The organism is Peptostreptococcaceae bacterium, assembly GCA_016649995.1.
Classification (GTDB): domain Bacteria; phylum Bacillota; class Clostridia; order Peptostreptococcales; family BM714; genus BM714.
The window spans coordinates 1-11,221 of record JAENWJ010000049.1 but is presented as its reverse complement, the minus strand read 5'-3'; the positions used below and the strand labels follow the sequence as shown (position 1 = coordinate 11,221).

General features: G+C 43.8%; 12 protein-coding genes and 1 other annotated feature. Of the genes, 1 reads left to right on the top strand and 11 read right to left on the bottom strand.

The features are described 5' to 3' along the window. Window positions 1–83: 83 nt before the first annotated feature. The 11 genes from JJE29_07715 to metG form a co-directional block, all read right to left on the bottom strand. A complete protein-coding gene (locus JJE29_07715) occupies window positions 84–653 on the bottom strand; it encodes an HD domain-containing protein (protein ID MBK5252501.1) in 570 nt (189 codons plus the stop codon). 502 nt (window positions 654–1,155) lie between these two features. Beyond that, entirely contained in the window at window positions 1,156–1,629 is a 474-nt protein-coding gene (locus JJE29_07710; GenBank protein ID MBK5252500.1) for a DsrE/DsrF/DrsH-like family protein, read from the bottom strand. Window positions 1,630–1,638: 9 nt separating this feature from the next. Then, window positions 1,639–1,863, bottom strand: a complete 225-nt coding sequence (locus tag JJE29_07705; GenBank protein ID MBK5252499.1) for a sulfurtransferase TusA family protein — start codon at window positions 1,861–1,863, stop codon at window positions 1,639–1,641. A gap of 15 nt (window positions 1,864–1,878) precedes the next feature. Next, window positions 1,879–3,534: an FAD-dependent oxidoreductase gene (locus tag JJE29_07700; protein ID MBK5252498.1), complete on the bottom strand. Its 1,656-nt coding sequence runs from the start codon at window positions 3,532–3,534 to the stop codon at window positions 1,879–1,881. A 361-nt stretch (window positions 3,535–3,895) separates the two neighbouring features. Further along, window positions 3,896–4,525, bottom strand: a complete 630-nt coding sequence (locus JJE29_07695; protein MBK5252497.1) for a redox-sensing transcriptional repressor Rex — start codon at window positions 4,523–4,525, stop codon at window positions 3,896–3,898. Window positions 4,526–4,623: 98 nt separating this feature from the next. Further along, window positions 4,624–4,896 carry a YkuS family protein gene (locus JJE29_07690; GenBank protein ID MBK5252496.1) on the bottom strand — a complete coding sequence of 91 codons (273 nt, stop codon included), beginning with the start codon at window positions 4,894–4,896 and terminating at the stop codon, window positions 4,624–4,626. A gap of 258 nt (window positions 4,897–5,154) precedes the next feature. Then, window positions 5,155–6,021 (bottom strand): 16S rRNA (adenine(1518)-N(6)/adenine(1519)-N(6))-dimethyltransferase RsmA, encoded by an 867-nt coding sequence (gene rsmA, locus JJE29_07685; GenBank protein MBK5252495.1) that lies wholly within the window; start codon window positions 6,019–6,021, stop codon window positions 5,155–5,157. Between the two features lie 11 nt (window positions 6,022–6,032). Continuing rightward, window positions 6,033–6,572 (bottom strand): ribonuclease M5, encoded by a 540-nt coding sequence (rnmV, locus tag JJE29_07680; protein MBK5252494.1) that lies wholly within the window; start codon window positions 6,570–6,572, stop codon window positions 6,033–6,035. Between the two features lie 10 nt (window positions 6,573–6,582). Further along, a complete protein-coding gene (locus JJE29_07675) occupies window positions 6,583–7,587 on the bottom strand; it encodes a G5 domain-containing protein (GenBank protein MBK5252493.1) in 1,005 nt (334 codons plus the stop codon). 79 nt (window positions 7,588–7,666) lie between these two features. Continuing rightward, window positions 7,667–8,431, bottom strand: coding sequence for a TatD family hydrolase (locus JJE29_07670; GenBank protein MBK5252492.1), 765 nt, complete (start codon window positions 8,429–8,431; stop codon window positions 7,667–7,669). Then, complete coding sequence (gene metG / locus JJE29_07665) at window positions 8,432–10,342, bottom strand: methionine--tRNA ligase (protein MBK5252491.1); 1,911 nt, start codon at window positions 10,340–10,342, stop codon at window positions 8,432–8,434. 44 nt (window positions 10,343–10,386) lie between these two features. Next, window positions 10,387–10,626: a binding site (T-box leader), on the bottom strand. A gap of 128 nt (window positions 10,627–10,754) precedes the next feature. On the opposite strand from metG, the gene JJE29_07660 reads away from it, so the two are divergent. Beyond that, entirely contained in the window at window positions 10,755–11,078 is a 324-nt protein-coding gene (locus JJE29_07660; protein ID MBK5252490.1) for a DUF948 domain-containing protein, read from the top strand. Window positions 11,079–11,221: the final 143 nt, after the last annotated feature.

Below are 11,221 nucleotides of genomic sequence, written 5' to 3'. Positions count from 1 at the left end.
GCCACAAGCAATGCTATGAAAACAAGTTTTTTCGTTCTTGTCATTAAACTTCTCATCCTTTACAATTTCTTGGAGATATCCTTTTAGAATTCTATTAGGCTATATCCCTGCTCTTTCAAAAATGCTTCGTGCTTCACAAGCGCATCGATAACAATCTGAATGTGCTCTGTCATATCCATCCCCAATTCCTCAGCGCCCTTAATCAATCCCTCTCGGTCAACCTTAGCTGCAAAGGATTTGGTCTTTAGTTTTTTCTTTACGGACTTAGGCTTTAGGCCTCCGAAAACTTCGGGTCTCATAAGCGCAACTGCAACTATGAAGCTTGACATTTGGTCAACAGCATAGAGAGCCTTTGCCATGTTCGTCGTTCTAGGCGTATTTGTGGAGTCTCCGTGACCCTTAACTGCAAGGCAAAAGTCCTCCGGGTATCCATTTTCTTTAAGTATTTCCGGTCCTCTGAATGGATGCTCGTCGGGATATTTTTCAAAGTCAATGTCATGAAGAAGACCGCAGGCACCCCATGTTTCCTCATCTTCTCCATAGTATGCCGCATAGCCTCTCATTCCAGCTTCTACTGCAAATGAATGCTTAAGCAGGCTTTTGCTTTCTACATGTTTCTTCAATAATTCAAATGCTTCCGCTCTTGATGTCATGATCCCACTCCCTTTTAAAATATTTATATGTAATTATATCACAGTTGAAAGCATAAATGCAGTTAGCAGTGGATAGTGGGCAGCAGGCAGTAGGCAGTAGGCAGTAGGCAGCAAAGAGAAAAGATTATAGGCTAATGACTAAAGATTAGAAACAACTGCATAAAAACATGAAATAAACATGCTTGTATTTTTGCGGATCTCTTCACGATTTTGATTCATCCAAAATCTCGAATACCCATAGGGCACGCGAAGCTATGGATCGGTCAATGTCGTCGAACAGAATCACACGCCGTCATTTGCCTTTGTGTTATTCTTTTGTTTTTTTTCTTAATCTTTTTCTTTCCAACTTTCCAACTTTCCAACTGACCAACTTTCCAACTGACCAACTGACCAACTTGTTGATTTTGCTTTCTTTGCTTTTCCTTGCTACGTTCTACTGCTTTTCCCTGCCCGCTGCCTTTAATAAAACAAATCGACCGCCATTGGCGGTCGATTTGTTTTCCTATATGAATAGATTTACATTGCCTTCTTCGGCTTCTCCGAGGTATGTGGCTACTCCGCCAAGTTCTATTCCGTCAATCAGTTCCTCTTCCCTTATGCCCATTACATCCATGGACATTGTGCATGCAATCATCTTGACACCCATCATCTGGGCGCTTTCTATAAGTTCAGGCAGGGAGTTTACATTCTTTTTCTTCATCATGTCTTTCATCATCTTTGCTCCGATGCCTCCGAAATTCATTTTTGATATTCCCATCTTTTCGGGACCTCGCGGCATCATAAATCCAAACATTTTTTCCATGAAATCTTTTTTTATTTTTATCTTCTTGGCTTTTCTGAGTGTGTTTAGCCCCCAGAAGGTGAAGAACATTGTAACTTCGCTTCCCATGGCCGCCGCGCCATTTGCTATGATAAGGCTCGCCATAACCTTGTCCATGTCTCCACTGAATACAACGAGGGTTTTTTTATCTGTCATTGCAGCCTCCTATTTCATCTTTATTTTTGCGGTGATTTCGGTTTCGGAAACATTCATGTCAAGTATCTCATTTCCGGTTTTCTTTGCCCATGCCTGGATATCCTTTTCAAATCCTCTATCGCTTACGGTTGCAATTATGACATCTCCTGATTCCGCTTTCTTTGATGCCTTAAAAACTTCCATGATTGGTCCCGGGCATTGCATTCCTTTAAGGTTTAATTTGATTTCGCTCACTTTATTTCCTCCTTGTTATTCTGTTTCGTATGCGTATGCTTCCATTCCGCCTTCGAGTATTTTTACATCTTCAAAGCCCATGGCCTTGAGTTTAAGCAATGTCAGGTATGCTTCTTTTCCAATCTTGCACACTATAACGGTTTCTTTTGTCTTGTCCAGCTCATTGGCCTTCATTTGTATCTCCGCCGAATATATGTTTACAGAGCCCGGTATGGATCTTATGAAATGGGACGCCTCGTCCCTTACATCCAATACTACAACTTCATCCAGTCTATCTTTAAGTATCCTTGGATTTATTGTTTGGAGTTTGCCCTTATACACATTCCTTAAAACATTTGCCGCTACAATAGTTGATGCCATAGCGCTTGAGAACGGAGGCGCATATGCCAGGTCCAATTTTTCAAGGTCTTCAACTTTTGCTCCAAAGGTTATGGCCGTCGCCAAGATGTCGATTGGTTTGTCGACAACTCCCTCTCCGATTATCTGCGCTCCTAAAAGCCTTCCCGATTCTTTCTCGGCAATAAGCTTTGTCACAATTCTTCTGTATCCGGGGAAATAATGCGCCCTGTCGTTTGCAGGCACAATTACGCTTTGAACTTCGTATCCCAGCTTAGTTGCATCCCTTTCAGACAATCCGGTCTTTGCTGCGTTTACTCCGAAAAGCTTGACTACTGTTGTTCCAAGCACACCCTTTAGGTTATCCTTTTCAACGTCTCCACCTATGTTTATCCCGGCTATCCGTCCCATTTTATTGGCTGTCGAACCCATGGGATACCATACGGACTTTCCGGTAATCAAATTTTTTGTCTCTGCGCAATCGCCAACTGCAAATACATTCTTCAAGTTGGTTTCCATTCTATCGTTTATCTTGATGGCTCCGGTTTCTCCAAGCTTTACGCCTATGCTTTTAGCCAGCGCCACATTAGGCCTAACGCCTACCGAAACAATTACAAGATCGGCTTTTAAAGACCGCTTATCCGTCTGCACGCCTGTAACTTTTTCTTTGCCTTCTATTGCAACGGCTTTTTCATCGCCGAATATATCTACGCCCTTTTCTATCATGTGACGCTGCGCCAAGAGAGCCATTTCTTCATCAAATGGGGGAAGAATATGCGGTACCAGCTCAATAATGCTGACATTTACTCCTCTTTCCTTGAGGTTTTCAGCTACCTCTAACCCAATGAATCCGCCTCCTATTACAACGGCATCTCGGATTTCCCCGTCATCTACCACTTTTCTAATTTTGATGGCATCCGTAACTCTTCTGAGTGAGTATACATTATCAAGCTCAATCCCTTTTATTGGAGGAACGAATGGAGATGCCCCCGTCGCGAATACAAGCTTGTCGAATGAATAAATCTTTTCCTCGCCATTTTCGTAGTTAACAACAACGGCTTCTTTTTTCTCCATATCGATTGTTTTCGCTTCATGCTTTATGAATACATCCGCTCCGGTTGCCAGTGTAAATTCCTCGGGAGTTTTTACAACCAGTTCTTTTTCTTCCTCGATTATTCCCCCTATAAAATAGGGCAGCCCGCAACCGGCATATGAAATATGTTCGTCCTTCGTAACGATAACAACTTCGGCTTCCGGATTCTCTCTCATGATTTTTGCCGCTGTTTTTGTGCCTGCAGCAACGCCACCAATTATAAGAATTTTTTCTTTTCTCATTTTACACCTCTTTCATTGAGTTCGTTTATAAGAATTTTTTCATCAACATTATATCTATTGCAAGCATCGCCGATGCTTTTGAAAAGAGCACCGCCTCAACCGTAGCACCTTATACCGTTTTTTCTGAAAATCTCTTCAAGCGACTTGTCATTCATCAAAACATCATGAATCCTATCCTTAGTTGAAATCATTTGTTTCCTCCATACCCATACCCCTACGGGGTGTTTTGTTAATATAATAACACCTCATCCGCAAGGTGTCAACCATATATTTCATTTACCCCTTGTCGCGCAAAGCAAAACAAAATAAAAAAAACAGACCCTAGGGAAAATTGTCCCTTTGGTCCGTTTGCCTTCTTTGTTTATCTGTTGTTCATAAGGAATGAAAGTGTAAATAGGCTTTCTATCAGATGCACATTTTCGACGATTACATCATCCGGCACTTGTATGTCCGTATTCGTAAAGTTCCAAATTGTCTTCACTCCGCATCCCGTAGCATTTAGCGTTACTTGTTGCGCCGCCTCTGCATTTGTAGCAATAATGGCTATATCCACATGGGTTTCTCTGAGGAATGAACACAGCCTATCGGAATCGATAACCTCTGCATCCCGTATTTTCAATCCTATCATCTTTGGATTCTTGTCAAACATGGCAATACATTTGAATCCGGCTTTTCCAAAATTGTTGTAGTTCGCAAGCGCTTGCCCCAGATTCCCGGCTCCTATTATTATTACATTGTAGTCCTTGTCGAGTCCAAGTATTTTACCTATGGCATCGTGTAGATCCTTTACATTGTATCCATAGCCCTGCTGCCCGAAGCCTCCGAAGTTATTGAGATCCTGCCGTATCTGCGATGCTGTGAATCCCATGATGGTTCCAAGCTCCTTGGACGATATTTTGCTAATTTCCTTTTCTATCAATTCTTCGAGATATCTATAATACTTAGGCAGCCGCCTTATTGATACCATTGATATATTATTTGATTTTTCCATTCTTTCACTCCTCTCATATTAGTATTTTACTACTTTCTGTCTTCATGTCAAATATTTTTGAGCCTTATATTTTAAAACAGGCCTTACGGCCTGTTTTATTATTTTGCGCAATGGTTGTTTTTTATCATGTCCAATACCCTGTTATGGGTAAGATGTGTTGCATCGATAAGAAGCATTGTAGATTCTCCGGAAGAATTGATCATGCATTGCGTATTCTCGATTCCTTCATAAGCGGAATCAATTCCCGAAACAATTGTAACATCGGATTCAACCTTGCATTCTCCATCATAACAAACTTCATATCCTTCATTTATCAACGATTCTCTCAACTGGCTCAATCCCTTTTGCAAAGATACTCTGAATTTATTCATGAAACAATCCTCCTTTTGATATGCATCTGTTTGATTATCCATCTACTCCTTGGAAATGTTTTTTTTTGCCTTTTCTTATACTGTATATCGTTTCAACGATTTTTTAGTAGTGTGTTTTATTATGCAGCTTTTCATTTTTCAATGGGCATACGAAATAGCAAGAAGGGCGTAGCCGGCAATCTGATTCTTAACCGCGAGAGCAGTGGGTATCGAAAAGAAGCCAGAAAAAGGAATGTCCTTTTTCTGGCTTCTTCAGTTTTAATTTATCTGTTTGTATATTTCGTTCGATAATGTAGCGAATTCATCTATCGTAAGGGTTTCTCCCCGTCGCTTGGGGTCTATTCCTGCGCCTTCAATCGCTCTTGATACAACATCGTCTCCATACGGAAGGGCTTTTCTCAGTGTGTTATACAGTGTCTTGCGCCTCATTGCGAATGACGCCTTAACCGTTTCGAAAAAGAGGCTTTTGTCCTTGAGCATTACGGGTGGTTCTTTTCTAACCCTGAGTCTTAAGATTATTGAATCAATCTTGGGTGCCGGCATGAATACATGCTTTGGCACGACGCCCATTATTTCCGGCTCGGCATAGTATTGAACCGCAACCGAAAGCGCACCGTAGCTCTTTGTTCCGGGAACCGCCTCTACCCTTTCCGCAACTTCCTTTTGCATCATTACAACTATGTCGGTTACGGGCAAGTCCTCTTCAAGAAACCTCATTATTATGGGTGTTGTGATGTAGTACGGCAGGTTGGCAATCAGCTTGAAGGGATTGTCTCCAAAGGCATCCCTTACTATCTCTTTAAGATTTTCCTTAAGAATGTCTCCATGGAGAATTGTAAGATTTTCATAATCCTTTAGTGTGTCGTTTTTAAGTATAGGTATCAAGTCCCAGTCTTTTTCAATTGCAAGAACCTTGCCCGCATCCTCGCAAAGCATTTGGGTAAGTGTCCCTATCCCCGGTCCCACTTCCAACACATTGTCATCGGGGCCTACATCGCCCGCAAGGATGATTTTGTCTATGGTGTTTCCGTCCACAAGAAAGTTCTGCCCGAGGCTCTTTGAAAATCTGAATTTGTATTTTGCGATAATTTCCTTTGTTCTGCCTATGGATGAGATTCTCTGCATGCAATTCTCCTTTATTGTGCGCAAATACGCTCAAGTGCTATAGCAAATTCTTCTCTTGTTATTTCGTAGTGGTTCAATCTTGAAAGCAACCTCTTGGCGTTTCCATATCCTATCCCAAGCTCCATGCCCAATTTGCTTCGCATTTCAGCTGAGTCGGTTTCGCCAACAAGACCTGCATCCGACAGGTCGTCCATTGAGAAGAGCGTCCTCGGAAGGGGCCTCTTTGTACGAACTTTTTCAAGCGCCCTGACTATGCTCTCTGAATTGGCGTTTTCTATTCCTATGTTGTCGCCACGTATGGCCTCTTCAAGTGGAAGGTATGCATGGGAACAGCCCGGAACCGTTTTCTCTATTTTTCTCCTAATATTTTCGCCAGCCCTGTCCGGATCTGTAAATATGATAACCCCTGTCCGTTCCTTGGCTGTCTTTATTCTTTCGAGCGTCTGCACGCTTAGTCCGAAGCCGTGGGTCTCGATTATCTCGGCGTCTACGGCCTTTACAAGCGCGCTCCTGTCATCCTTGCCTTCAACCACTATGGCTTCCTTTATCATGGGTCTTTTGTCACTCAAGTATATATACCTTTACCTTCCTTTTTCCGTAGGCTGCCACATCGGACTCGCTTTCCATGAAAAGGTCTATTATATTTCCCTTGACTGCGCTTCCCGTATCCTCTGCAACTGCAAATCCGTAGTTTCTTGTTCCGTCAAGGCTCTCAATATAAAGCCTTGTACCTAGCGGTATTTCCCTCGGATCCACAGCAACGGTTCCTCTTTTTGCTCTGGTTCCGCTGTAGGTGATTCCGTACTCAGGATGGTCCGGTGTCTTCCCGCAACTAGCGACGCTTAGGTCGTAGGCTGTAGATGTCATTGTCATTGACTTCTCGAAGCGAAGGTCTCCCCTGGATGCAACCAAAAGCCGTCCGTCGCCTTTTTCGATGATTTCAGCAACAGGCTCGGTTACAATTTCCTCCGACACCTTTTCTTCACGAGTCGCAACTCCGTTTTCGTATGTGACTACATAGGTCAACAGTTTTATACCGTCTACGCCTTCCTGAAGAATTTCCTTATCATCTGTTCCCCAATCGGGATTCTTTCTCGTTTCGATACTGTATGGATAAAGCTCCTGTCTGAATACAGTCTGTTCGCTGACCCTGGTTACGGATATGGCGTCTCCACTCTCTACAGGTTCATCCAAGGCCGGTTCTACCCTGTCATTGCCGCGCAAGGCCAGACCCTCTTCTACAAGAACATCCTCGACCAAGGGTCCTAACGTATAAACTGCTTTCATTCCGCTCTCGTCTTTAAGCACAACAGCAAAAGATCTTTTTATTTCTATTGTCATTCCATTTTTCAGTTTTTCGTTCCCCTCCGGAAATATTTCGTCCGTGGGCTTCAATTCGTACCCGTATTCATCTAAAGCTTCCGCAACAGTTTCTAGGCGGGTTTCCAATTTCTTTTCGGATCCCCCATCTGAAACAATTATAGTTTTCTCCCAATTCGGCAAAAAAAACAGTGCGGCCGCCATAATCAAGACAAACGCCGATAGCATGATATTCCTTTTACTCATAAGCGTATCCTCCTTGCCATGAAAAGTCCCCACTCCCGTATGTCAGAAAGATTATACAACGGAGTGGGGACTGTGTCAATTAAATGCCGAAAAAGGCCTTTGCGTTGCCGGTTGTGGCAATGGCCACCTCTTCGATATCTATTTCCTTTATAAGTGAAATCCTTTGTGCCACGAAGCGCACAAATTCGGGTTCATTACGCTTGCCTCGGTGCGGCACCGGCGCAAGAAACGGGGAATCAGTCTCTATTAAAAGCCTATTTAGCGGAACCATTTTTACCACATCGGCCAGTTTTCTCGCATTCTTGAATGTCACAGGCCCGGCTATGGAAATACGAGCTCCCAGCTTCACATACTGTCTAGCCATTTCCGCGCTTCCAGAATAGCAATGCAGCAAAACCCCAGTCTCAAAGGCTTTCTCTTCCTTTAGTATTCTCATTACATCATCATTGGCTTCCCTATCATGAATTATGACGGGCATTCCGAGGCGCCCCGCCATTCGCAGATGCTCTATGAAGCAAGCCTTCTGGTCATCCCTGGGAGAATAGTCGTAGTGGTAGTCAAGCCCTATTTCTCCTATGGCCTTTATTTTTTCTTTCCTCGCCAAGCCCTCTAAAAGAGAAAGGGTTATGTCGTCCACTTCATCGGCATTATGGGGGTGTATACCAACTGCCCCATAAATAGCTTCATACTCTTTTGTAAGCTTGGCAACTTTTGAGGCGCTTTCCAAATCCACAGATGGATTCATTATTAGATTAACGCCTGCATCTTTCGCTCTGGCTATGGCTATGGCTCTGTCATCATCGAATGCAGATGAATCCAAATGGGCATGCGAGTCAAAAAACATCTATCTCACCAGGCTTCCATCAAGCACATCAACAGTCACCAGTCCCATTCCCTCGAAGTCGTCAGAAGCCAGAAGCATTCCGCGCGATTCAATGCCTCTGAGCTTGACCGGTTTTAGGTTCGCTATTATGACGATCTTCTTGCCGACAAGTTCCTCGCATGTGAAGTCCTTGGCTATTCCGGAAACGATCTGCCTTCTGTCAGAGCCAAGCTTAAGTTGAAGCACCAGCAGTTTGTCGGCCTGCGGGTGTTTTTCGGCCTTTACTATCTCCGCAACCCTAAGGTCAAGCTTTTCAAAGTCATCGATGGTTATCTGAGGCTTGTATGGCTCTATTTCAGGCTCTTCTTCATTTTCTGCGGAAAGGGCCTCAAGCTCTTTCTTAACATCTATTCTTGGGAAAAGAGGGGCTGCTTTTTTGACTACGGTCTTTTCTTTAGTTATTCCGAATTCACTCGCGCTGTCCCATGATGTCGATTTTCCTTCTTCAAGCCCGAGCTGCGCCCATATCTTGGCGGCTGTATGGGGCATGAAGGGATTTATCATCACGGATATTATTCGGATTGATTCGACAAGATTGTAAAGAACCGCGTCGAGTTTGTCCTTCTGCGCTTGGTCCTTTGCGAGAGTCCATGGCATTGTCTCGTCAATATACTTGTTTGTTCTCCTCACAACCTTCCAGATGGCCTCGAGGGCGTTTGAAAAATCAAGACGATCCATTCTCTCTTCAACGGCCGCTCCCGCGGAAACGGCAATCTCTTTGAGCGATGCGTCGAATTCGGTTTCAGCCTTCGGCAATTCAATTACTCCGCCATTGTATTTAAGAACCATGGCAATCGTCCTGCTAACCAAGTTGCCAAGATCGTTTGCTAGGTCCGAATTAATCCTGTTTAGGAGCACTTCGTTGTTAAAGTTGCCGTCATGTCCGAAGCTGTATTCTCTGAGAAGAAAGTATTTGAGAGCGTCTACTCCGTATTTTTCAATGAGGACAACCGGGTCTACTACATTGCCCTTGGATTTTGACATCTTTCCTCCGTCAAACAACAACCATCCGTGCCCGAATACCATCTTGGGCAGGGGCTCATCAAGGGCCATAAGCATTGCAGGCCATATTATTGTATGGAAACGAACGATTTCCTTTCCTACAAGATGCACGTCTGCCGGCCAGAATTTTTGATATTTCTCCGGATCATCCGGATATCCAAGCGCGGTTATATAGTTGCTGAGCGCGTCAAGCCAAACATAGATTATGTGCTTGTCATCAAACGGCGCCCTTATTCCCCAGTCGAAGCTTGTGCGGGTTATGCACAAATCGTCAAGCCCAGGCTCTATGAAGTTTTTTATCATCTCATTTGCCCTGGACTCGGGAAGAAGGAATTCCCCTCCCGCCAAAAGATCGCGGAGTCGGTCCTGATATTTTGACAGCTTGAAGAAGTAGGCTTCCTCTTGTGTTTTCTCAACGGGCCTTCCGCAGTCCGGACAGCATCCGTCATTGAGCTGGGCCTCTGTCCAGAATGACTCGCATGGGGTACAGTACCAGCCCTCGTAATGGCCCTTGTATATGTCTCCCTTGTCATAAAGCTTTTGTGCTATTGCCTGGACCCTTCTTTCATGGTCTTCGTCAGTCGTACGTATGAACTGGTCGTATGAAATTTCCATGGTTTCCCAAAGCTTTTTAATATCCTCTACCATTCCGTCCAGATATTCCTTGGGCTGCATCCCTTTTTCTAGCGCAACCTTTTCAATCTTTTGACCATGTTCGTCCGTTCCGGTAAGGAACATAACATCATAGCCCGCAGCGCGCTTGAATCTGGCTAAGGCGTCAGCCGCCACCGTTGTATAGGTATGCCCGATATGAAGTTTATCGCTTGGATAGTAAATTGGAGTCGTCAAATAGTATTTCCCTCTGCTCATGCTTCTTCCTCCTCTTTTTTATGCAAAAAATTAAACGCCCGTCTCTAAGAGACGAGCGTTGACTCGCGGTACCACTCTGCTTCATCCTTCGATTGCCCGAAGAACCTTTTAGGTGATGCATAATCACCTTGCGCTCCTAACGGACGCAAAACCGTCCGGACCTACTCTCACTTCAGTCCGAAAGCTCCGGGGCCATATTCAGCATCTCGTCCCTTGCCGGTTTCCACCAAATCCGGCTCTCTTTTAAAAGACTCAAGGCATACTCTTCCCTTCATAGCTGATAACATTTTCATGGAATTACTATATAGAAAAAATGCCTGTTTGTCAAGAATTGCAAACTTATGCCCCCGCTTGCAGGATTATCGCTAATTTAATAGAAGTAATAAAAAAGACAAATGGAGGTGATTCACACATGAATACAATGATTAGTCTAAAAGACCTGGGTATGGTCGTTTTGTGGGGCAGCCTTGTCATCATGCTAATTTATCTGGCTCTTCTTTTTAAAAGGCTTAACGACACCGTGAAGGGAGTCAACAAGCTCATCGAAGATAACAGCACGGAAATAGGCCGAACCATACAGGAAATTCCTAAAATCACGCAAAATATCAACAGCATAACAACCGAAGCAGTAAGCAGCGTGCACGCCGTAAAGGGAATTATAAAAAATGTCGGCATACTGAAAAAAGCCGCAACGCCGATTGCTAAAGCCTCAAAGAATAGAAAGAAAGCGGATTAGAAAAAAAAGAATAGAACTCGCCATTTTTCAGCAAGCAAAAGCCCCCGCTTCATATTAATGAAACGAGGGTTTTTTTTGTCTTATGGACGGTTTTTTATTTCTTCGAAGCACTTAGGGCATATGTTTTTGCCCTTGTAGTTTTC